Source organism: Streptomyces doebereineriae (assembly GCF_031845645.1).
Classification (GTDB): domain Bacteria; phylum Actinomycetota; class Actinomycetes; order Streptomycetales; family Streptomycetaceae; genus Streptomyces; species Streptomyces canus.
In genome coordinates, this window is sequence record NZ_JAVREZ010000246.1 from 1 (window position 1) to 463 (window position 463).

1 pseudogene is annotated in these 463 nt (G+C 65.2%); it reads left to right on the top strand.

Going from position 1 to position 463, the window contains the following annotated elements:
* Positions 1-111: 111 nt before the first annotated feature.
* Positions 112-463, top strand: a pseudogene (locus tag RNB18_RS51695) (hypothetical protein); the annotation flags it as partial.

The following is a 463-nucleotide window of genomic DNA, read 5'->3' on the forward strand; positions in this document are numbered from 1 at the left end:
CCCTCACCGCTCATCTTCCAGATCGCTCGGGAGGCGCGGCCGGCGTCAGATCAAGCTCGGCTCTATGCGGCCGGTGCACCGCTGACACCACCGGGAGGCCACGCCGCGCGTATGGGCGGCGAAGCTTCGGGCGGGTTCGCGCTGGAGAAACTCGTGGAGAAGTTCGCTGCTGCCGGGGCAACCCAGATCAAGGTCATGGCATCCGGCGGCGGTACCACGGGATCGACTCCCTGGGATGCTGCGTTCACGACAGCCGAGCTTGAGCGAATCGTCGCGGCCAGTCGAACAGCCCACCTTCCTGTGACTGCTCATTGCTTGTCTGCCAACTCAATTCGGCAGGCTTTGGCCGCCGGCATTCGTGTCATCGAGCACGCGAAATTCCGCTCTCCCGGTGATCGGCGGATCGATGCCGGAACCCGCGCCGAGGTGGCGAGCGAACTCGTGGACCATGAGGCAGTAGTGG